The following is a 20,247-nucleotide window of genomic DNA, read 5'->3' as shown; positions in this document are numbered from 1 at the left end:
TCAACACGCTCCTCAGTGGTGTTCGGGCCTCGGCCGCGGGTGCCGTCGAAGCGGACGGGTAACCCCGGGCGCGCGACCGCGCCCGGCTCCGCCTACTCCGTGGCCTCCGCCTCCGGCTCCAGTTTGTTCATGCGGAAGTTGTCGAAGTACACGATGGCGTCGCCGCCGCTGCCCCCGCCCTCGCGGGCCACGCCCAGGCCGGTGACGCCGTTCTGGATCGGCTGTGTGTCGACGGCGTCCATCACGTGCGAGCCGTTGACCCACAGGCGGACGGCGATACTCTTCTCGGTCGTGCCGCCGGTCTCCTCCTCCTGCCGCTCGCAGGTCACCTGCAGGGTGTTGACCGGCTTCTCGGCGTCGTCCTGACCGTCCTCAGCCACCTCATACCCGGGGACGCCTTCGGTGACCTGTTCGAGGGTGGAGATGCCCGCCTCGCCGCCGATGCGCCGGATCCGCGCCTCGCTGCCGTCGAAGCGGACGGTGACCGAGTACCGGGTGTCATCGTCGTTGTTGTAGAAGCAGTACACCTCGGTCTCGCCGTAGGCGGGGCCGTTCTGCACGCTGGTGTCGACGCTGATAGCGAGCTGCTCGGGGTAGTCCCCGGGAAAACCCGAGATCGCCCGGGTGAGCGTGTCGTCCGTGGTGGCGCGCAGCGCGTACTGGCCGTCGTCGGTGTAGCCGCGGCGGTGCTCGCCCGCGTCGAAGGGGACGTCGCTGTCGTCGGTCTTCCAGCCGGAGTCGCTGCTGCCGAACTCGTCGGTGTAGATGTTCGTCCCGGTCGGGAACTCCGGGCCGCTGAGCAGGTAGGAGCCGACGATGCCGCTGGTCATTAGCAGGACCGCGGCGCCGACGCCCCCGCCGATCGTCATCATTTTCTTCTTCCGGCTCCCGCCGGGCGCGGGAGCGGGCGAGGCCGAGGGGTTCGCGCCGGTCGGCGGCTGCCCCGGCCCGCTCGGGCCGCCGGGACCGCCCGGCCCCATCGGGGCGTACGACTGCTGCCCGTAGGGCGGCGACTGCATGCCGGGGGAGGGGTACCCGGGAGGTTGGGCGCCCACCGGCTGAGCGCCCGGCTGCGGCGGCGTGCCGTAGGACGGCGCCTGCGGACCCGACGGCGGACCATAGGGCTGCTGTGCGCCGAATCCCGGTCCGGGCGGCGGGCCGGGGACGGGCGCCTCGGAGGGTGGCGGGCCGTAGGGCGGCTGCTGCGGACCGGACGCGACCTGTCCGTGGGCCGAGGCGTAGGGCCCGGAGGGATGGGCCGGGGGCTGCTGCCCGGCCTCGGTCGGCATGGCGCGGACGGCTTGGTCGTTGGTCGGGTGCATCGCCGCTGTCGGGCCCGACGCCCCCTCGGGCGGCGCCTCGGCCGGGGCGGGCGCGTGGGCGGTGGTTTCGGCGTCGAGTTGGCCGTTGGCGGCGGCCGCACCAGCGGTGGCTCCGGCGATCCCCGCGGCACCCGCCGCCGCGCCGTCCGGGCGCGGGGTGGACGGCGGCGTCCACGAGCGCACCACGGTCCGGTCGACAACGGACTCGGTGGGGTTCTCCTGCCCGACCAGGTGGTTGAGCAGCTGCTGGGCGGTGGGCCGGTGCGCCGGATCCTTCTCCAGCGCCTGGCGGACCACCTCCTCCAGGCTCGGGTCCAGCCCCTCCAGGTTCGGGGGTGCCGAGCTGATGAGGTGGAGCACCGCCGGGACGCTCTGCGCGTCGAAGGGGGCTCTGCCGGTTCCGGCGAAGGCGATCAGGCAGCCCCAGGAGAAGATGTCGGAGGCCGCGGTGATCTCCCCGCCCGTGACGAGTTCGGGAGCGAGGTAGGCGGGGGTCCCCATGAGCTGGCTGGACCGGGTCACCGAGCCGTCGTCGTCCATGGCGCGGGCGATGCCGAAGTCGATCACCTTCGGCCCCACCGTCGACAGCAGGACGTTGGCGGGTTTGAGGTCGCGGTGGATCACCCCGGCGCCGTGGATCGCGGTCAGCGCGGCCGCCACCCCCATGGCCAGGCTCTCCAGGGTCCCGCCATGCATGGGGCCCTCGGTGGTGACCGCCTCGGAGAGGTTAGGTCCGGGAACGTACTCCGAGACGATGTAGAGCGGGTCGCTCTCCAGCTCCGCGTCGATGACGCCGGCGGTCGAGAAGCGCGCGACCCGGCGTGCCGACTGCACCTCGCGGGCGAAGCGGCGGCGGAAGTCCTCGTCGTCGGTGAGGTCGGGGTGGATGAGCTTGACCGCGACGAGTCGCTCAGAGGCGTCTTTGGCGAGGTAGACGGTGCCCATGCCGCCGCGGCCGAGTCGTCCCACGATGCGGTAGTCCCCGAGCTCGTGGGGGTCGCCGGTGCGGAGGGGTTTGGCGCGCTCGTGCTCGTTCGACGTCACAGTTGTGGTTTTCCTTTATGGCTCACGGGGGTTCGCGACTCATAGCGTACCGACGCGATGCGGGCGTCGCGCGAGTGCGGTCGCCGGGGCGACCTCCGCTGTGACGGGGGTGTCGCAGATTTTAGACACGCATCGCGCCCTCCGCGGTTCCGGTCAGTAGCCGACCTCGATAGGATTAGAACACCAGTTCGAATGAGTGCCTGCTCTTCCCCGCGGGCCGACGGCATTCGCGCGCCGCCGGTGCGGGCGCGCACGCGATGAGGGGAGTGGCCCGGTGGCACGTGTCTACGGTGTGCCCATCACGGTGGTCGAGCGGGAGGGGCGGCCGCAGCGCTTCACCTGGGAACGGCGGATCTACACGGTGCGGCGGATCATCGACCACTGGGTCACCCTGCGTACCGACTGGGCGGCCGGGGCGCGCGATCGGCTGCCCCGGCGCACGTTCTGGCGCGTGGAGGCGGGATCCGGTCGCGGTCCGGGCGTCTATGAGCTCCGGCACGACTCCGACAGCGGCCAGTGGCTGCTGGCGCGGGTCTGGGATTGACCCGCGCCGACGCCAAGAGCCCGCTCAGCCGCCGGTGTCCGAACCCGCGGAACCCTGGTGGCGCCGGTCGCGCGCCACAGCGGCGATGAGCCGCTCCTCGGCATCGGCGCCGGGACTGACGCGGGGGAGCCGCCACAGGAAGACCGCGCCCGCCAGCCACCACGCCCCGACGATCGCCCACTCGTACGGCCAGACCAGCGCCGCCGGCATACCGGGCAGGTAGAGCACGGCCAGCCCGGCGCTGAGGACGAGCGCCGCCGCCCCGATGGCGCGACCGGCTGGGGCGCGGCGGCGAAGCTTGCCCGGTATCAGCGGATGATGGCGCGGCGCCGCCAACCCCGGGGGAAATCCCAGACCAGGGGATACCGAAAAGCCCAACGGCAATCGGCCAGACTGCAAAAGAAGGTCGCGCGGCAGCGCACCGACACCGGCCGCACGTGGGCCAAGGCCGTAGTGCGCGACCACGACCGGGTGGCGGTAGAGGATTTCCGGCCCAGGTTCCTGGCCACGTCGACCATGGCGCGCAAAGCGGCGGACGCCGCGATCAGCGCGACCAAGAAGGCCCTGGTGGAGATGGGCCGCAAGCACGGGCGCGATGTGCGCCTGGTGCATCCCGCGCACACCACTTCATCCCGCGCACACCACGATGGATTGCGCATGGTGCGGAGCGAGAGCCAAGCACGCACTTCTGCTTTCCGAGCGAACCTACGCGTGTAGCGCGTGCGGTGTGGTGTCCCCGAGGGACAAGAACTCCGCGCGGGTCATGCTGATCCGGGCAGGTTGGAACCCGGATGGTGTTGAGGGTGTGAGACCAGGTCAGGCGCTGCCTGACCTGGCTGCCTGAGCCATGGATCCCCACCTAGGCTATGAAGGCGGGAATCCCCCGCCTTCAGGCGGGGGAGCAGTCAACCGAGCACCATGTCGCGCAGGGCACGCAGGCCGGGTTCGTCGCGCACCCCGGCGACGAGGAGGGTGGTGACGGGGCTGTCGCGCCACGCCTGGAGGCGCTCGGCGATGCGCGGCAGCGGGCCGACCAGGGAGAGGCCGTCGGCCAGCTCGTCGGGGACGGCGTCGATGGCCTCCTCGCGGCGCCCGGCCAAGAACAGCTCCTGCACCTTGTACGCGGCTTCGGCGAACCCCATCCGCACGAACACGTTGAGATGGAAGTTCTCCTCCTGGGCGCCCATGCCGCCGATGTAGAAGGCGAGGGGCATCTTGGCGGTGCGCAGCGCTTCGGCGGTGTCCTCATGCGGGAGCACGGTGACCGTGCAGGCGATGTCGAAGCCGTCCGGCGCGTCGGCGAGCGCGTCGGCGTACACGCGGGGGCTGATCTCCGGGTGGTAGAAGAGGGGCGTCCAGCCATCGGCGATCTCGGCGGCCAGGGCGACGTTCTTCGGTCCCTCGGCGCCCAGGTAGACGGGGATGTCCGGGCGCAGGGGGTGGGTGATGGGTTTGAGGGGCTTGCCCAGCCTGGTGCCGCCGGGGTAGGGCAGCGGGTAGTGCGGCCCGTCGGAGGTGACCGGCGCCTCGCGGTGCCAGACCTGGCGCATGATGTCCAGGTATTCCCGGGTCCGCTCCAGCGGGCGGGGGAACGGCTGCCCGTACCAGCCCTCGACCACCTGCGGGCCGGACACCCCGATCCCGAGCCGCAGGCGTCCGCCGGAGAGGTGGTCAAGGGTCAGCGCGTGCATGGCGGTGGCGACCGGGGTGCGCGCGGAGAGCTGCACGATCCCGGTCCCCAGCCCGATCCGTTCGGTCCGGGCGCCGTACCAGGTCAGCGGGGTGAACGCGTCGGATCCGTAGGCTTCGGCGGTCCACACCGAGTCATATCCGAGGGCTTCGGCGGCCCGCACCGTCGCGGTGGCGTCATCGGAGGCGGCGCCCCAGTACCCCACCGCGATTCCCAGTTTCAGGTCTGTGGTCACGCGTGCTCCGTCGGTCGCTGGAGGAATTCGGCGTCTGGGGCGCATGGTAGAACCGGTTTCAGTTTCTGGATAGGGGCGCCCGGAAGCCCGGCTCCGGGACGGCACTCAACCCGCGTGTGCCATTCTGGTGGGCGGTGCCGACGTCGGCGGTGCGCCCCCGCGCGGGTTTGCCGCCGCACGCAGGAACCCGGTGTGAATCCGGGGCGGTCCCGCCACTGTGACCAGGGAGCGGACCCGCGACCAACGCCACTGCCGGACACGACCGGTGGGAAGGCGGCGGGGACGCGGCGATCTGGGAGCCAGGACACTGCTCGGCACCAGGACCGACCCCTATGGGCGTGGACTCCCGAGGAAGGACTGACCCGCGTGAGCGCTTCCGCTCGCTACCCCTTCAGCGCGGTCGTCGGCATGGACGACCTGAAACTGGCGCTGCTGATCAACGCCGTGTCCCCGGCGGTCGGCGGTGTCCTGGTCCGAGGCGAGAAGGGCACCGCGAAATCGACCGTCGTGCGCGCCCTCGCGACGCTCCTGCCCGACCTCGACGTCGTCGACGGCTGCCGCTTCGCCTGCGATCCCGCTGACCCCGACCCCCGCTGCCCCGACGGACCGCACCCGGAGGACGCCGTCCCCGCCGAGCGCTCCGCCCGCCTCGTGGAGCTGCCGGTCGGCGCGAGCGAGGACCGCCTGGTGGGCTCGCTCGACATCGAACGGGCGCTCACGGAGGGCGTCAAGGCCTTCGAGCCGGGACTGCTCGCCGCGGCCCACCGCGGCGTGCTCTACGTCGACGAGGTCAACCTGCTCCACGACCACCTCGTGGACCTTCTGCTGGACGCGGCGGCAATGGGCAGGTCGCACGTCGAGCGCGAAGGCGTCTCGGTCGCGCACGCCGCCCGGTTCCTGCTGGTCGGCACGATGAACCCGGAGGAGGGCGAGCTGCGCCCGCAGCTGCTGGACCGGTTCGGCCTCACGGTCGAGGTCGCGGCCACGCGGGAGCCGACCGAACGCGCCGAGGTGGTCCGCCGCCGCCTCGCCTTCGAGACCGCCCCCGAGGCCTTCGCCGCCGGCTACGCGCGGGAGGACGCCGAACTCGCCGACCACATCCGCGCGGCCCGCAAACGGCTGCCCGGGGTCGTCCTCACCGACGCCGCCCTGCGTCAGGTGACGGCCGTGTGCGCGGCCTTCGAGGTGGACGGCCTGCGCGCGGACATCGTCACGGCCCGCGCGGCCATGGCGCTCGCCGCCTGGCGGGACCACACCGAGGTGACCTCCGACGACGTGCGCGACGCCGCCCGGCTCGCCCTGCCGCACCGGCGCCGCCGCGACCCCTTCGACGCCCCCGACCTCGACGAGGACCGGCTGCAGGAGGCGCTGGACCAGGCGGGTGATGACGACCCAAAAGGCCCTGAGGACGCCCCGGAGGAGCCGGGGGGTCCCGACGACAGCGCCGGGTCGGACAGCAGCCCGCAGGAGAGCCCGGAGTCCGCGGCCCCCGACGACGCCACGACGTCGCCCCCGCCGTCGTCTGACACCGGCCACCAGCAGGAAGAACAGCAGGAGACCTCCGGTGCGGGGCCGGGGCAGCAGACGGGCGACACCACGAGTGAGGCGGGGGAGCCCTACCGGCCCCGGCTGCTGAGCGTCTCCGGGATCGGACAGGGGACCCCCGGCCGCCGCTCCCGCGCCGAAACACCGTATGGCAGGACATCGGGGGCCCGCCCTCCGCGGGAACGCGTCGGGACGCTGCACCTGACCGAGACGCTGCGCGCGGCGGCCCCCCACCAGCGGGCCCGGGGCCGCACCGGTCCCGGGCTCCGGCTGCAAAGCTCGGACCTGCGGGAGGCCGTCCGCGAGGGGCGCGAAGGCAACCTCGTGCTGTTCTGTGTGGACGCCAGCGGCTCGATGGCCGCCCGGCAGCGCATGCGGGCCGTCAAGGGAGCGGTGCTCAGCCTCCTGCTCGACGCCTACCAGCGGCGCGACAAGGTCGGGCTGGTCACCTTCCGCGGCCGGGGCGCCGAACTCGACCTGCCGCCCACCTCGTCGGTCGAGGCGGGCGCGCGCCGCCTGCGCGAGCTGCGGACCGGCGGGCGCACGCCCCTGGCGGCGGGGCTGCTGCGCTCGGCCTACGTGCTGCGCGTCGAGCGCCTGCGCGACCCGCGGCGCCGCCCCCTGCTGGTCGTCGTCACCGACGGCCGCGCCACGCAGGGCGGCCTCGACGACGCCCTGCGCGCCGGGGCGTGGATCGGGTCCCAGGGCGTGCAGAGCGTCGTCGTCGACTGCGAGTCGGGCGCGGTGCGCCTGGGGCTGGCCGGGCGGCTGGCCGCCGCCATGGGCGGGACCGCGGTCCGGCTGGAGGAACTGGGGGCCGACGCGCTGAGCGGACTGGTCCGGCACACCCGGCACCGGGCGGCGTAGCGCCGCGCCACCGACAGACGATCACCGCGACAGACAAGGACCCAACAGATGCCGCAGGGCAAACCCTCCTACGTCCCCGACGACGGACTCACCACCCGGCAGCGGCGCAACCGGCCGCTGCTGATCGTGCACACCGGCGCGGGAAAGGGCAAGTCCACTGCCGCCTTCGGCCTGGCTACCCGCGGGTGGGCGCAGGGCTGGGACATCGGGGTGTTCCAGTTCGTGAAGTCCGCGAAGTGGCGGATCGGCGAGGAGAAGGCGTTGCGCGTCCTGGGCGACACGTCCGAGGGCGGCAGGGTCACCTGGAACAAGATGGGCGAGGGCTGGTCCTGGATCCAGCGCCCCGGCACCGAGCAGGACCACGCCGCCGACGCGGCCGAGGGCTGGAACCAGATCAAGCGCGACCTGACCGCCGAGACCTACCGGCTCTACGTGCTCGACGAGTTCACCTACCCGATGAAGTGGGGATGGGTGGACGTCGACGACGTCGTGGAGACCCTGCGGAACAGGCCCGGGAACCAGCACGTCATCATCACCGGCCGCGGCGCCGACCCGCGGTTGCTGGACGCGGCCGACCTCGTCACCGAGATGACGAAGGTCAAGCACCCGATGGACGTCGGCCAGAAGGGCCAGCGCGGCATCGAGTGGTGACACCCCGCGGAGCGGGGACCGCGGTCAGTGGGACAGGGCGCCGTCGGCCGCGTCCCCTTCGGCCTGCCCATCCAGGTCGGACGGGATCAGGCTGTAGAGCGCCAGATCGGAGCGGCCCTCGTGCAGCCGCATCGCGTTGCGCTCGATGCCCTCGAAGACGAACCCGGCCTTCTCGGCGACGCGGCGCGAGCCGGCGTTGCCGGTCGCGGCCTTCAGCACGATGCGCTGGAAGCCCTGGCCGATGGCCCAGCGGCAGGCGGCGACCGTCGCCTCGGCCGCCAGGCCCCGGCCGCGTGCCCAGGGGGCCAACCAGTAGCCGATCTCGGTCGTCTGGGCCGGCCATATGGTCCGCGTGAAGCCGATGGAGCCGTAGAAGCGGCCGCTGTCGCGTTCGGTGATGGCCCACTTCTGTCCGTCGCCGGTGACGCGGGACTCCGGTGCCACCGTCCGGCACCACTCTTCGGCTTCGGCGCGCGTGTAGGGCACTCCGGGTTCGGGGAGCGGCAGCCACCGCTGGATCAGGGGGTCGTTCACCGCGGCGAAGACATCGTCGATGTCGGCTTCGGTGAAGGCACGCAGTGTCAACCGTTCCGTCTGCAGGATGACGATCGGCATCATCTTCGTGGGAGAGGTCATCGGTTCGCGCTGCATTCCGGTCCTTCCAACTCGTCGAACGCGTGCACGGAGCGGAGGAACCGAGCGGCCAGGTCCGGTGCCCCCGCCCAGTGCACATGGAGGTACGAGGCGTTCAGGGTGGCACCCGCGAATCCCTCGCCGCCACTGGATTTCCACTGCCAGGCGGGGTCGGCGCCGTGGGCGGGGGTGAGCCGGGTGCGGTGGAACTCGTGCCCGTGGACGCGGGTCCCGGCGGGAGCCAGCACGGAGTCGCGCACGGCGACGGCGGCGCGGTAGCCGAGGGTGAGGCGGTCGGTCATCCGCGCTTCGGCGGGGATGACCCCGCACATCGGCGCCCCGTCCAGCTCGCGCGCGAGGTAGAGCAGCCCGGCGCATTCGGCGGCTACGGGCGCGCCGCGCCCTGCCAGGTCGGCGACGGCGGACCGCAGCGCGGCGTTTCCGGAGAGCTCGGCGGCGTGCATCTCGGGGAACCCTCCGCCGATGATGAGCCCGCGGGTGTCCGGGGGGAGCTTCTCGTCGTGCAGAGGGTCGAACGCGACCACCTCCGCTCCACCGGCCCGCAGCAGTTCCGTCTGCTCGGTGTAGGAGAAGGTGAACGCGGGCCCGCCGGCGACCGCTATCCGCGGGGAAGGCGCGGCTGAGCCCGCCGCGCTCGCCGTCGGGATGCCCTCGGCCGTCAGGCGCTCCGCCATCTCGGCGTCGGGGTCCCACGGAGAGCCGGGGAGCGGGGCGGCGGCACGCGCCAGCGCGACGATCGCGTCCAGGTCGCAGGAGCCGGCCACTAGGGAACCGAGCCCGTCCACGGCCGCGCGCGCGGCGTCAGCGCGCTCGGCGGCCGGGATGAGTCCGAGGTGCCGCGCGGGGGTCTCGATGGCGGTGTGCCGCCGAATGGCGCCGAGGACGGGAACGCCCACGTCCTCCAGCGCGTCCCGCAGCAGCTCCTCGTGGCGGTCGGAGCCGACCCGGTTCAGGATCACCCCGCCCACGCGCACCCGCGTCTCGAAGGTGCAGAACCCGTGGACCAGAGCGGCTATAGAACGGCTGGTGCGGGCGGCGTCCACGACGAGCACCACGGGCGCTCCGAGCAGCCCGGCGACATGCGCGGTCGAGGCGAAGTCCCCGGGGCCGTGGAAGTGCCGCGGCTCGGACGCACCGTCGAACAGGCCCATCACGCCCTCGATGACGGCGATATCCGCCCCGGCGGCCCCGTGCTCGAACAGAGGCACGATCCGCTCCTCGCCACAGAGCACCGGATCCAGGTTCCGCGGCGGACGTCCGGTCGCCAGGGCGTGATACCCGGGATCGATGTAGTCGGGCCCCACCTTGTGCCCGGACACCCGCGTCCCGCGCGCCGCAAACGCCGCCATGAGGCCGGTGGCGACCGTGGTCTTCCCACTCCCCGACGCCGGAGCCGCGATCACCACCCGCGGTATCTGCGGCATGCGCGTATCCCTCTTCCTGCCTGACTCGTCGACGACCGTCCAGGTTATGTGCACAGCGGCGCCCTGCGTCCACCAAGGAGCGGTGCCCAACGCCCCATCCGGCGCGCACAGAGCGTCCCCCGCGGAATTCGATGGCGCGGAACAGATGGTCATCTGGTCGAACGCGGAGCGGGGATGGAGCCGCCGGAGGGATCCGGGTCGTAGATGTAAAGCCAGGCGGTGGCCCGCGCGTAGAAGTAGCGGAAGAACACCTTCAGGACCCTGGCCTTGACCCACCGCCTGACGGGGCCCGCTGTCTTCAGGTCGCGGTTGTCCCTGGCGGTTTCGAGCAGCCGTGCGATCCGCGGGCGAAGCGACCTGGGCCGCCCACCACACCTGGCCGTCCGGTGCGCGGACGTGGAGGAACGCCCCGGCCTTGGCGAGGACCATGTTGAAGGCCCCCGGATCGGTCTCGACTCCTGCTGAGGTCCCCGAGACGGTGTACAGGCCCGCGTAGTGGGGGCGCGGGGCCCGGGGGTTGAGGAGCGCACGGGCCGTCGACCAGATCCCGTCCGCACCCACGAGTAGGCCGGCGTGCGCGCGGGAGCCGTCGGCGAAGCGCGCGATCACGCCGTCAGCGCTCGCGGTGGCATCGGTCAGCCGTCGGCCGGTGGTGATGGCGGCGCCGTCGCGGACCGCTTGTGTCCGCAGGGCGTGAACGAGGTGCCCGCGCATGATCGTAACGCCGCGCATCGGGTCGTCGTCCAGACGCCCGCGCGGGACGTCGCCGAGGAGGGCGCCGGAGGCCGACCACACCCGCTGGCGGTCGACCTCGAATCCGGCCTCGCGCACCTGCTCCAGGCAGCCCAGCGCGTCCAGGCAGCGCAGCCCGTTAGTGGCCAGGCTGACGAAGGAGCCGATGTCGCCTCCGGGATCGGGGTGAGTCTCATACACGGTGACCTGGGCTCCGATGTGGTCCGACCTGCTCACCGAGACGGCGGTCCTGCGCGATCACCTGGAGTACCTGCGCGACCGGGGCCACGCGCTCCCGGGCGATCCCCGGCTCGTCGCCGCTGCGATGGGGGCGATGCTGTGGACACTCGGCTACTCCGCACTCACCGCCCCTGACCCGGTCGTCGGCGACGAGGCCGTCGACACGCTCACCGACCTGCTCCTGCACGGACTGGCCGGCCCCTGAGCCTCTTCCTCGCGAGAAAGCACACAAGCCGCCGCAGGCCCCGTGGTGATCACGGGCACCTACTGCGAAAGCGCGCCGTCGATACCAGCACGGTCCCGTTGGCCTTCGCGGTGGCCCGCGCTCCGGCGCGTCCGTGCTTCCCCGATACGCTGTGCGGCGGCATCTGCCAGGAGAAGCAGTCGAAGTCGGAGCACGACGGAAAGCGCGGTGGCATGAGCGCGAGCAGGCGGCGGCTCGTCGGGGTCGGTGTGGGGCCGGGAGACCCGGAACTGGTGACGGTCAAGGCCGTCCGGCGGATGCGCGAGGCCGATGTCGTTCTGGTGCCGGTCATGGCCCTGGACGAACCGGGGCGGGCGGAGGCCACGGTCCGCGAGCATGTGGACGATCGGTCCATCGAGCGCGTCGTCTTCGCGCTCAACGATCGCGGGGGTCGCAGTGAACGTCGCGTGCGGGCGTGGGACGAGGCCGCGCGGGCGGTGGTGCGGCACTTCGAGAGCGGGGATCGGACGGTCGCCTTCGCCACCATCGGCGACCCCAACGTCTACTCGACGTTTAGCTACCTCGCGCAGACCGTGCGCGACCTGGACCCCGACGTCGAGGTCGAGACGGTCGCCGGCATCACCGCCATGCAGGACCTGGCCGCTCGCTCGTGCAGCGTGTTGGCCGAGGGTACCGAGCCGCTGACGCTGCTGCCGGTGACCAGCGGTGTGGACCGGCTCCAGGAAGCGCTGTCGGGGGATGCCACGGTGGTGGCCTACAAGTTCGGCCGGTTCGCCCCCGAGGTGATGGCGGCGCTGCGCGCGACCGGCCGCCTGGAAGACGCCGTGTACGGATCTCGGTTGGGGCTGGACGACGAACGGATCGCCCCGGCTGCGAAGCTGGAGGGTGAAGAGATCCCGTACCTGTCGACACTGATCGCCCCGGCACACCGGAGCGAGCGCGGAGGGAAACTGTGAACGAGGCCCACGTGGCGGCGACCGATCTCGGGACGCAGGAGGCGGTGGTCGCCTCCGGGGAGCAGAGCGCGCCGGATCGACGGACCGGCAAGGTCACGTTCGTCGGGGCGGGCCCGGGCGCGGCTGACCTGCTGACGATTCGGGCGGCGCGCGCGATCGAGGACGCGGACGTGGTCATCTGGGCCGCCAGCCTCGTGCACGAGGACGTGCTGCAGCATGCCCGCGCGGACGCCGAGATCGTCGACTCCGCGAAACTGCCCATGGAGGGCGTGCTGCCGTTCTACGAGCGCGCGGTGCGCGAGGGCATCCACGTCGCGCGGATCCACTCCGGCGACCCCGCCCTGTGGGGCGCGGTGCAGGAGCAGCTCGACCAGTGCGTCGAGCTGGGCTTGGAGGTCGAGATCATCCCGGGCGTGTCCAGCTTCAGCGCGGCGGCGGCCATCGCCCAGCGGGAGCTCACCATCCCCGAGGTGGCCCAGTCGGTGATCCTCACCCGGCTCGGCGGCGGAAAGACGCCGATGCCGGAGGGCGAGGAGGTCCGCGAGTTCGCCCGCCACGGCACCACCATGGCGCTGTTCCTCTCGGCGGCCCGCTCCGGGCAGCTGCAGCAGGAGCTGCTGGAGGGCGGCTACCCGGCCGACACCCCCTGCCTGGTCGCCTACCAGGCCACCTGGCCCGACGAACTGGTGCTGCGCTGCACGCTCGGCGAGCTGGAGGCCACCCTCAAGGAACACAAACTCTGGAAGCACACGCTCGTGCTCATCGGGGCGGCGCTGTCCGCCGGTGGAACGCGGTCGCACCTCTACCACCCCGGCCACTTCCACGGTTACCGTCGCGCCGACCGTGCGGCACGCCGCGCCCTGCGCGCGGAACGGCAGGGAACCCAGACATGACCGACAGCCCCAACCCCGGACCGGACCTGCGCGAACCCGACCTGCCCCGCACGATGAAGGTGCGGCAGAAGGCGCTGCGGACCGGCTGGACGACGGGCACGTGCGCCTCGGCCGCGGCGAAGGCGGCCACCGAGGCGCTGGTCAGCGGGCGCCCGGTGGAGGTGGTAGAGGTGGCGCTGCCGTCGGGGCGCCGGATCACCTTCGCGACCGAGCGCTGCGACGTCCTCTCCGCCGACCGCGCGGAGGCCGTGGTGGTGAAAGACGCCGGGGACGACCCCGACGTCACCCATGGCGCGCACATCACCGCCACGGTCACCCGCAGGCCGCGGAGCAGCGGTTTGGAACTCGACGGCGGTATCGGCGTCGGCGTCGTCACCAAGCCGGGGCTCGGCCTGGAACCCGGCGGCCCCGCCATCAACCCCGTCCCCCGCGAGATGATCACCCAGGCCGTCCGCGAGGCCGCCGACGTCGACCGGGAGGGGTTGCGCGTCGTCATCAGCGTCCCGGAGGGCGAGAAGATGGCGCGCAAGACCACCAACGCCAAACTCGGCATCCTCGGCGGGATCTCCATCCTCGGCACGACCGGGATCGTCCGCCCCTTTTCCACGGCCTCCTGGCGCGCCAGCGTGGAACAGGCCGTGTCCGTCATGGCGGCTCAGGGCGAGGACACCCTGGTGCTGTGCACGGGAGGCCGCACCGAGAAGGGCGCCATGCTGCGCCACCCGGAACTGCCGGACGTGTGCTTCGTCGAGGTCGGCGACTTCACGGGTGCCGCACTGCGCCGCGCGGTCGACCACGGCCTGACCCGCGTCGTCTTCGTCGGCATGGCGGGCAAGCTCACCAAGTTGGCATCGGGCGTGCTGATGACCCACTACACGCGTTCCAAGGTCTCCACCGAACTCCTCGGCGAGATCACCCGCCAGGTGGGCGGCGGCGCGGAACTGTCCGCCCGTGTCGACGCCGCCAACACCGGCCGCCACGCCTACGAACTGTGGGAGGGCGCGGGCCTGCTCCCCTCCGCGGGGACCGAGCTCTGCCGCCGCGTCGCCGACGTCCTCACCCGCTTCACCGAGGGCGCGATGACGGCGGAGGTCGCCATGGTCGATTTCACCGGCAAGAACGTGGTGGCGGCCTGCCCAACCGAGTCCAACGCGTAACCGGGACCCCTCGGGTCGGCGCGAAAGAGGTGCGAGCCGAGCCGCTCTGCGTGATACCGCTACTCCAGACGGACCGGCAGCTGGGACAGACCGTGGAAGTTGGGGCTGCGCAGGTGGTGGACGGATTCGGGGGAGACAGCGGTTGGGGGAGGACGGGGTGGCCGCCATCCGGGGCCCGGACGGCGGTCACCCTGGGCCGGTCAGGCCCGGTCCAGGGAGCGGGGCGGGGCGACGTACCGCCGCTTACAGCCGCACCGGTAGCCGGTCGAGTCGACGCATGGCCGGACGCATCGACCACTCTAGTTCGTCTTCCGGAACAGCGAGGGCCAGCTCGGGGTAGCGGCGGAACAGCTGCCCGAACGCGACCTCGCCCTCCTGTCGGGCCAGCGCGGCGCCGAGGCAGTAGTGCGCACCGTGCCCGAACGCCACGTGCTGCTCCCCGCGCGTGGCCGGGCGCCGGGTGATGTCGAGGCGGTCCGGGTCGTCGAAGTACCGCGGGTCGCGGTTGGCCGTCACGATCACCGCTTCGACCTGCTCGCCCTGGCGGATCAGCGTGTCCGCGACGGTGACATCCTCCATCGCGAAGCGGGGCCGGGTGGTCAGCACCGGACCGCACCACCGCAGCAGTTCGTGGATGGCCGCCGGGAGCAGGGTGTCGTCCTCGCGCAGCAGCGCCAGCTGGTCGGGGTGGGTCAGCAGGGCCACCGTGCCGTTTCCGATCAGGTGCGCGGTGGTCTCGTGCCCGGCGAGGACCAGCGAGAGGATCATGGTGACCAGTTCCGTCTGGCTCAGGCGGGAACCGTCCTCGTCGCGTACCTGGATCAGGGCGTCGACCAGGTCACCGGATGGTGCGGCCCGGCGCTGCTCGACCATGCGGTGGATGTGCTCGACGAGGTCCCGAACCGCGGTGCTCATGGCCTCCGCGTCCAGCGACATCATGTCGTGGCTCCACCGCAGCCACAGCGGCCGAGCCTCCTCGGGCACCCCGACCATCTCGCAGATGACGGTGATGGGGAGGGGGTAGGCGAAGTGCTCGATGAGATCGACGACGCCGTGCTCGGCCTTGTGGGGGAGCTCGTCGAGCAGCTGATCGGTGATCTCCTCCACGCGTGGCCGCAGTTCGTTGACGCGGCGCACGGTGAAGGCGCGGGAGACGAGCTTGCGCAGCCGGGTGTGGTCGGGCGCGTCGGCGTCCAGAACGGACTCGGTGATGTAGGGGATGTAGTGCTCGGGGATGCCGAAGTGCCGGAGTAGCTCCACGCGGGCGTTCGTCTCGACGCCGGGGACCGACGTGGAGTTGTTGGCGAAGCGCGGGTCGTTCAGCACGGACCGTACGTCGTCGTGGCGGGTGATGATCCACATCGGTGATCCGTCCACGGACCTGCCCCGGACCACGGGGCCTCGTTCGCGGACGCGTCCCCAGGCGGTGTAGGGGGCGCGCATCAGTTCGGGGTCCATCAGGTCGACGGCGTCGTCAGTCGTGTGGGTGGTGGTGTCGTCGGCCGAGGCGGTCATAGTGTCCTCTCCTTGGGTGTCAGGTGAGCTTCTGCCGGTCGATCTCTTCTCGGACCCGATCCACCAGTCGCTGGAAGAGGTCGATGACCCGCGGCGCCGCGGCTCGCAGGACCTCGGGCCGGGTGTCGGCTTCGAACGCAGCGGTCACGGTCCGGACCAGCGCGTCGGCCTTCGAGTCGATGTCGGGGAACCCGGACGCCCCTGACCGCAGTCTGTCGAAGGTCAGAAAGCCGGTGACGACGGCGAAATAGGCGTGGCGCTGGGATGCCGCCGAGAGGTCGGTCCGCACGATGCCGTGCTGGCGGAGCACATGGAAGTACTCCGTGACGGTGTGCTCCCGGAACTCGATCAGGTCGCCGACGAGCTTGGGCGCGCTGCGTGCCAGCGTGCCCAGGGTGTCGGTGTCCGCGACCATGACCGCCCGGAAGATCGGGTCGTCCGTCATCGACCGCAGGGACCTCTCGGCCAGTCGGCTGGGGAGGAGGGCGGTGGGGTCCTCGCGCGTCGACCGCACGAAAGCGGCGCCCAGGGCCGCCTGCGAGCGCATCAGCACCGTCAGAAACAGCGCCTCCTTGGTGGTGAAATGCAGGTAGACGGTTCCCTTGCCGACACCCGCGCGCCGCGCGACGTCGTCGATGGTGACGCGCTTGTACCCCCATGCCACGAGGAGTTCACCGGCGGCGTCGAGGATGCGCTCCGCCCGCCGGTCGCGCCCGGCGGGCGTGGAGTCTTCGGCCGCCGCCGTTCCGCGATCGTTCAGTTCGTTGCGTGCCACGTTTTCGTCCGCCACTCCCGTCTTGATCTTGACTCGATGACCAGATGTGAAATCTGGTCATGAGATGAACATACGTATACCGGTGCCGCGTGGCAAGGTTCACAGGCGTCAAGAACTCGTGAAGAAGCGACCCGGTACCCTCGCCCTGTGTTGATCAGTGCCGCCGTGTGCCCGCACCCGCCCCTGCTCGTCCCCGACGTCGCGGGCGGCGCCGCCGCCGAACTCGACCCGCTGCGCGCCGCCTGCGACCGGGCCGTCGCCGAGCTGGTTGCCGCCGGAGCCGACGAAATCGTCGTCATCGGGGCCGGTGAGCGGAACCGTGTCCACGGCGCTGACGCCGGGGGAAGCCTCGCGGGGTACGGCGTGCCGATGCCGGTCGGTCCGGCCCCGGCGGTGCTGCCGCTCTCGCTCACCGTCGGGCGCTGGCTGGCCGAGCGTGGGGGAGCGGCGCCCTCGTCCTACGTGGAGGTGGCACACGACGCTCGCCCCGAGGAGTGCCTGGTGCGCGGCGCCGAACTGGCCGCGTCGGTTCCCCGGTTGGCGGTCCTGGCCGTGGGCGACGGCAGCGCCCGGCGCACCACCACCTCGCCGGGGCGGGTCGATGACCGTGCTATCGGCTTCGACACGTCCGTGGCCGCCGCTCTGGCCGACGCCGATGTGGAAGCGCTGTCCGCCCTCGACCCGCGGTTGGCCGAGGACCTCATGGCCGCGGGCCGCGCCGCGTGGCAGACGCTCGCCTGGGCCGCGGACGGCGCGGGCCTGAGCGGTCGGCTGCTCGCCCATGAAGCCCCCTATGGGGTGGGGTACTTCGTCGCCTCATGGGGATGAGGCGGCCTGGGGCGTGACAGCTCAGCCCGACAGCTGCTCCCGCGCGTCGCCGACCTCGCCCAGCGCCAGCTCCATCGCCCGGTCAGCCAGGTCGGGGGCGTCGTAGGGCAGCCAGTGGATCCGGGGGTCGCGCCGGAACCAGGAGTCCTGGCGGCGGGCGAAGCGGCGCGTGGAGCGGACGGTGTCGGTCCGTGCGTCCTCCTCGTCGTAGTCCTCGACAACGCCCTCGTCGTTGGGCAGCCCCCGCTCCGCCGCGAGGAGGCGGAGCACCTGCGCGTAGCCGAGGGCCCGCGACGCGGTTCGGCCCTCGCGCAGGCCGTGCTTTTCCAGATCGCGGACCTCGTCCACCAGCCCGGCCTCCCACATGCGGGCGACGCGCAGCTCGATGCGCTCGTCGAGGTCGGCTCGGGGGACCGACAGGCCGATCTGCACGCACGGGTAGCGCGACACGTGCTGCGGCAGGTTCGCGGTGAACGGGCGGCCAGTGACCTCGATGACCTCCAGCGCGCGTACGATGCGGCGCCCGTTGCTGGGCAGGATCGCCTCGGCCGCCGCGGGGTCGCGTTCGGCCAGCCGGGCGTGCAGCGGGGCCGGGCCCACCTCCGCCAGCTCGGCCTCCAGGCGCCCCCGGACCCCCGGATCGGTGCCGGGGAAGTCCAGGTTGTCCAGGGCGCCCCGGACGTACAGCCCCGAGCCGCCGACCAGGATCGGCACGCCGCCCCGCGCCCGGATGCCGTCGATGAGGCCGCGCGCCAGGCGCTGGTAGCGGGCCACGTCGGCGGTCTCGGTGACCTCCCAGATGTCGAGCAGGTGGTGCGGCACGCCGCGCCGTTCGGCCGCGGTGAGTTTGGCGGTGCCGATGTCCATACCGCGGTACAGCTGCATGGAATCGGCGTTGACGATCTCACCGGGAGTCCCGCGCTCCGCCAGCCGCAGGGCGAGTTCCACGGCCAGGTCGGACTTGCCGGCCGCGGTCGCGCCGACGACCGCGAGCACTCTGTTCACACTGCTCATCCGTCCAGTCTGACAGCGCTTGGGCGTGTTTGCTCCTAGGATGATCGTCATGCGATTCGCCAAAGGTCACGGCACCGAGAACGACTTCGTGATCCTCCCCGACCCCGATGGTTCGCTGGATCTCACGCGCGAGACGGTGGCCGCACTGTGCGACCGCCGTGCCGGAATCGGGGGCGACGGGGTGCTTCGGGTGGTGCGCACCCGGGCACTGGGCGAGGTGCTGCCGGAATCGGCCGCCTCGTCCGCCTCCTGCGAGTGGTTCATGGACTACCGCAACGCTGACGGCGGTATCGCCGAGATGTGCGGCAACGGGGTCCGGGTCTTCGCCCGCTACCTGATCGAATCGGGGCTGGCCGATGGCGACTCCTTCGGTGTGGGCACCCGCGCCGGGGCGCGGCACGTGACGGTTGAGGCCAATGGCGACATCACCGTCGACATGGGACGCGCCGAAGTACTCGGGAAGGGGTCCGCGGTCCTGGCCGACGGTACGGTGCACGGCACCCGCGTCTCCGTGGGCAACCCCCACCTCGCCTGCCCGGTGGACCGCCCGGTGAGCGAGATCGACCTCAGCGCGCAGCCGCGGCTGGACGCCGCCGAGTTCCCCGCGGGGGCCAACGTCGAAGTCTTCACCGAGGTTGCTCCCGGCACCCTGGAGATGCGGGTCTACGAACGCGGTTCCGCGGAGACCAGGTCGTGTGGCACGGGCATCGTGGCGGTCGCCGCCGCCGCGACACCGCCCGGTGAGGGCGCCACCTGGAAGGTGCGCGTGCCGGGCGGCGAGTGCATCGTGTACCTGGACGCCGACGGCGCCCGCCTGCGGGGACCGGCCGTGGTCCTCGCCGAGGGCGAGGTCGACGGGGCGCGCCTGGGGTGAGCGCGGCGGTGCGCTTCCTGCTGCGCAGGATGGTCGGCCACGTGGTGCTGCTGGCCGTCGTGTGCAGCTGTGCGTACCTGCTCGCTGCCGTCTCCCTCAACCCGCGGGAGAACTACGAGGGCCAGCGTCCGCCCCCGCCCCCGCAGGTCGTCGAGGCGGTGCTGGCCGAACGCAACCTGAGCGACGAGGTCCCCCTCGCCGAGCGCTATCTCACCTGGGCGTCGGGCGTCGTGGCCGGTGATCTCGGCACCACCTGGGACGGCCGTCCGGTCGGCGAGGAGATGGCCCGCCGCGTGGGGACGAGCCTGCGCCTCCTCCTGCTCGGCGCCCTCCTCGGCGGTGTGACCGGCGTGCTGCTGGGCGCCTGGACGGGGAGCCGCAGGTACGGGGCGGCCGACCGGATCAGCACGGCCGCGTCCGTCCTGCTGATCTCGATCCCCGTGGTCGTCATCGCGGTGCTGCTGCAGTCCGCCGCGCTGTGGGTCAACCAGGTGACGGGGGTCGAGCTGCTGAGGACGACGGGCGAGGCCACCCCCGGGTTGTCCGTCGGCGTGTGGGGCGGTCTGGCCGACCGGGCGCGCCACCTCGTGCTCCCCACACTCGCCCTGGCGCTGCCGCAGATCGCGGTCTTCAGCCGTTACCAGCGGGGCGTCATGGCGGAGGCGGCCTCGGCCGACTACGTTCGTACCGCCCGCGCCAAGGGGCTGACCCGCGGTCGGGCACTGACCGTGCACGCGCTGCGTTCCTCGCTCATCCCGGCCGCCACCTATCTCGGATACTCGGTCGCGGCACTGTTCACCGGGGCCGTCATCGTCGAGAAGGTGTTCGGCACCCATGGGGTGGGGGAGCTGCTCATCGACTCGGTCGGCCGCGGCGACGTGAACGCCGTGGCCGCCGTCCTGTGCTTCGGCGCTGTGTGCGTCCTGCTGACAGGAGCGCTGCTGGATGTCGTCCGTGTCGTGCTCGATCCTCGGCTGCGGACCGAATAGGGTGCCCCGCCCGGGCGCGATGGCGGCGTCGGCCGGGAACGGCGCCGGGAGGACGCTCCGTTCGACGCGGGTGGTGGGGGAAAGGGGTGCTGC

Annotated in this window: 19 protein-coding genes, 2 pseudogenes and 1 riboswitch; of the genes and pseudogenes, 12 read left to right on the top strand and 9 right to left on the bottom strand. The window is 72.2% G+C overall.

Annotated features, from left to right (window positions below):
• Positions 1-92: 92 nt before the first annotated feature.
• Complete coding sequence (locus ABD259_RS19455) at positions 93-2,366, bottom strand: serine/threonine-protein kinase (RefSeq protein ID WP_344164383.1); 2,274 nt, start codon at positions 2,364-2,366, stop codon at positions 93-95.
• A gap of 274 nt (positions 2,367-2,640) precedes the next feature.
• On the opposite strand from ABD259_RS19455, the gene ABD259_RS19450 reads away from it, so the two are divergent.
• A complete protein-coding gene (locus ABD259_RS19450; protein ID WP_344100851.1) occupies positions 2,641-2,910 on the top strand; it encodes a DUF6504 family protein in 270 nt (89 codons plus the stop codon).
• Positions 2,911-2,934: 24 nt separating this feature from the next.
• On the opposite strand, the pseudogene ABD259_RS19445 reads toward ABD259_RS19450, so the two are convergent.
• Positions 2,935-3,198, bottom strand: a pseudogene (locus ABD259_RS19445) (amino acid permease); the annotation flags it as partial.
• A 165-nt stretch (positions 3,199-3,363) separates the two neighbouring features.
• Here ABD259_RS19445 and ABD259_RS19440 point away from each other — a divergent pair.
• Both ABD259_RS19440 and ABD259_RS19435 read left to right on the top strand, forming a co-directional pair.
• The gene (locus tag ABD259_RS19440; RefSeq protein WP_344164431.1) at positions 3,364-3,627 is read left to right on the top strand and encodes a hypothetical protein; all 264 of its coding nucleotides are present in this window, start codon (positions 3,364-3,366) and stop codon (positions 3,625-3,627) included.
• Positions 3,557-3,754 carry a zinc ribbon domain-containing protein gene (locus tag ABD259_RS19435; RefSeq protein WP_344164422.1) on the top strand — a complete coding sequence of 66 codons (198 nt, stop codon included), beginning with the start codon at positions 3,557-3,559 and terminating at the stop codon, positions 3,752-3,754. Before ABD259_RS19440 ends, ABD259_RS19435 begins: the two co-directional genes overlap by 71 nt.
• A gap of 61 nt (positions 3,755-3,815) precedes the next feature.
• On the opposite strand, the gene ABD259_RS19430 is transcribed toward ABD259_RS19435, so the two are convergent.
• A complete protein-coding gene (locus tag ABD259_RS19430; protein ID WP_344102649.1) occupies positions 3,816-4,835 on the bottom strand; it encodes an LLM class F420-dependent oxidoreductase in 1,020 nt (339 codons plus the stop codon).
• A gap of 180 nt (positions 4,836-5,015) precedes the next feature.
• A riboswitch (cobalamin riboswitch) is annotated at positions 5,016-5,145 on the top strand.
• 56 nt (positions 5,146-5,201) lie between these two features.
• Between ABD259_RS19430 and ABD259_RS19425 the strand changes: the two genes are divergently transcribed.
• A complete protein-coding gene (locus tag ABD259_RS19425; RefSeq protein WP_344164377.1) occupies positions 5,202-7,247 on the top strand; it encodes a putative cobaltochelatase in 2,046 nt (681 codons plus the stop codon).
• A gap of 48 nt (positions 7,248-7,295) precedes the next feature.
• Positions 7,296-7,898 carry a cob(I)yrinic acid a,c-diamide adenosyltransferase gene (cobO, locus tag ABD259_RS19420; protein WP_344102645.1) on the top strand — a complete coding sequence of 201 codons (603 nt, stop codon included), beginning with the start codon at positions 7,296-7,298 and terminating at the stop codon, positions 7,896-7,898.
• A gap of 24 nt (positions 7,899-7,922) precedes the next feature.
• Here cobO and ABD259_RS19415 read toward each other — a convergent pair whose 3' ends face one another.
• From ABD259_RS19415 to ABD259_RS19405, 3 genes and pseudogenes are all read right to left on the bottom strand, one after another.
• Positions 7,923-8,549, bottom strand: a complete 627-nt coding sequence (locus ABD259_RS19415) for a GNAT family N-acetyltransferase (protein WP_344102643.1) — start codon at positions 8,547-8,549, stop codon at positions 7,923-7,925.
• A complete protein-coding gene (locus ABD259_RS19410) occupies positions 8,531-9,958 on the bottom strand; it encodes a cobyrinic acid a,c-diamide synthase CobB (protein WP_425573544.1) in 1,428 nt (475 codons plus the stop codon). Before ABD259_RS19410 ends, ABD259_RS19415 begins: the two co-directional genes overlap by 19 nt.
• A 540-nt stretch (positions 9,959-10,498) precedes the next feature.
• A pseudogene (locus tag ABD259_RS19405) lies at positions 10,499-10,909 on the bottom strand (FAD-dependent oxidoreductase); the annotation flags it as partial.
• A 1-nt stretch (position 10,910) separates the two neighbouring features.
• Here ABD259_RS19405 and ABD259_RS19400 point away from each other — a divergent pair.
• The 4 genes from ABD259_RS19400 to ABD259_RS19385 all read left to right on the top strand — a co-directional run bounded on the left by ABD259_RS19400 (position 10,911) and on the right by ABD259_RS19385 (position 14,159).
• Positions 10,911-11,153: a hypothetical protein gene (locus tag ABD259_RS19400; protein WP_344164375.1), complete on the top strand. Its 243-nt coding sequence runs from the start codon at positions 10,911-10,913 to the stop codon at positions 11,151-11,153.
• A gap of 98 nt (positions 11,154-11,251) precedes the next feature.
• Positions 11,252-12,109: a precorrin-2 C(20)-methyltransferase gene (gene cobI / locus ABD259_RS19395; protein WP_344164372.1), complete on the top strand. Its 858-nt coding sequence runs from the start codon at positions 11,252-11,254 to the stop codon at positions 12,107-12,109.
• Positions 12,106-13,002 (top strand): precorrin-4 C(11)-methyltransferase, encoded by an 897-nt coding sequence (cobM, locus tag ABD259_RS19390; RefSeq protein WP_344164369.1) that lies wholly within the window; start codon positions 12,106-12,108, stop codon positions 13,000-13,002. The genes cobI and cobM overlap by 4 nt, the downstream gene beginning before the upstream one ends.
• Positions 12,999-14,159, top strand: coding sequence for a cobalt-precorrin-5B (C(1))-methyltransferase (locus ABD259_RS19385; RefSeq protein WP_344164366.1), 1,161 nt, complete (start codon positions 12,999-13,001; stop codon positions 14,157-14,159). The genes cobM and ABD259_RS19385 overlap by 4 nt, the downstream gene beginning before the upstream one ends.
• Before the next feature lie 243 nt (positions 14,160-14,402).
• Here ABD259_RS19385 and ABD259_RS19380 read toward each other — a convergent pair whose 3' ends face one another.
• Both ABD259_RS19380 and ABD259_RS19375 read right to left on the bottom strand, forming a co-directional pair.
• A complete protein-coding gene (locus tag ABD259_RS19380; protein WP_344164363.1) occupies positions 14,403-15,674 on the bottom strand; it encodes a cytochrome P450 family protein in 1,272 nt (423 codons plus the stop codon).
• Between the two features lie 19 nt (positions 15,675-15,693).
• On the bottom strand, positions 15,694-16,449 hold the full coding sequence (locus ABD259_RS19375) for a TetR/AcrR family transcriptional regulator (protein WP_344164360.1): 756 nt from the start codon (positions 16,447-16,449) through the stop codon (positions 15,694-15,696).
• A gap of 147 nt (positions 16,450-16,596) precedes the next feature.
• Here ABD259_RS19375 and ABD259_RS19370 point away from each other — a divergent pair, with 147 nt between their 5' ends.
• Positions 16,597-17,277 carry a class III extradiol dioxygenase subunit B-like domain-containing protein gene (locus ABD259_RS19370; protein ID WP_344164357.1) on the top strand — a complete coding sequence of 227 codons (681 nt, stop codon included), beginning with the start codon at positions 16,597-16,599 and terminating at the stop codon, positions 17,275-17,277.
• Positions 17,278-17,298: 21 nt separating this feature from the next.
• Here ABD259_RS19370 and miaA read toward each other — a convergent pair whose 3' ends face one another.
• Positions 17,299-18,291, bottom strand: coding sequence for a tRNA (adenosine(37)-N6)-dimethylallyltransferase MiaA (gene miaA, locus ABD259_RS19365; protein ID WP_344102623.1), 993 nt, complete (start codon positions 18,289-18,291; stop codon positions 17,299-17,301).
• Between the two features lie 49 nt (positions 18,292-18,340).
• On the opposite strand from miaA, the gene dapF reads away from it, so the two are divergent.
• Both dapF and ABD259_RS19355 read left to right on the top strand, forming a co-directional pair.
• The gene (dapF, locus tag ABD259_RS19360) at positions 18,341-19,165 is read left to right on the top strand and encodes a diaminopimelate epimerase (protein ID WP_344102621.1); all 825 of its coding nucleotides are present in this window, start codon (positions 18,341-18,343) and stop codon (positions 19,163-19,165) included.
• Positions 19,162-20,154, top strand: coding sequence for an ABC transporter permease (locus tag ABD259_RS19355; protein ID WP_344102619.1), 993 nt, complete (start codon positions 19,162-19,164; stop codon positions 20,152-20,154). The genes dapF and ABD259_RS19355 overlap by 4 nt, the downstream gene beginning before the upstream one ends.
• Positions 20,155-20,247 lie beyond the last annotated feature (93 nt).

Origin of the sequence: Nocardiopsis rhodophaea (genome assembly GCF_039530945.1) — a bacterium.
Classification (GTDB): domain Bacteria; phylum Actinomycetota; class Actinomycetes; order Streptosporangiales; family Streptosporangiaceae; genus Nocardiopsis_C; species Nocardiopsis_C rhodophaea.
The sequence above is the reverse complement of the archived record's forward strand: the minus strand, read 5'-3'. Positions and strand labels throughout refer to the sequence as shown.